This window comes from Streptomyces vulcanius (genome assembly GCF_042653945.1).
GTDB lineage: Bacteria > Actinomycetota > Actinomycetes > Streptomycetales > Streptomycetaceae > Streptomyces > Streptomyces mangrovi.
In genome coordinates, this window is record NZ_JBHSFK010000141.1 from 1 (window position 1) to 591 (window position 591).

General features: G+C 69.5%; 1 protein-coding gene. It reads left to right on the forward strand.

Going from position 1 to position 591, the window contains the following annotated elements; genetic code table 11:
- Window positions 1–591, forward strand: a 591-nt coding sequence (locus ACFPIH_RS56395; RefSeq protein ID WP_385879470.1) for a 1-phosphofructokinase family hexose kinase, incomplete at both ends; no start/stop codon positions are given.

Below are 591 nucleotides of genomic sequence, written 5' to 3' on the forward strand. Positions count from 1 at the left end.
CCCACGGCTTTCCGACCCGGGCCGTCCTGCCGGTCGGCGGCCCTGACGGCACCCGTCTGGCAGCGATGCTCGACGAAGCGGGCATCGACCACGTGAGCGTTCCGATCGCCGGCAACATCCGCAGCAACGTGAGCATCCTGGAACCCGGTGGAACGGTGACCAAGGTCAACGAACCCGGCCCGGTACTCACTCCCGACGAGGTCGAGGCTCTGCTGGAAGCGGCACTCAAGACCGCCGCGCAGGCATCCTGGCTGGTCGGCTCCGGCAGCCTGCCCAATGGCACGCCCGACGATCTGTACACCCAGCTGATCCGCCGGGCACACGACATCGGCATTCCGGTCGCCATCGACAGCTCCGGACCCCCGCTGCTCGCCGCCCTCCCGGCCGGCCCCGATCTCGTCAAGCCCAACTCGCACGAACTCGCCGAGGCCGCCGGTACCCCGGTCACCACCATCGGCGAAGCAGTCGATGCGGCTCAGCACCTGCGCGGGATGGGAGCGCGCACCGTTCTCGCCAGCCTCGGCGTGGACGGCGCCCTGCTCGTCGAGAACGACGAAGTCCTGCACGCCGAAGTGATCGTGGACAACCCGC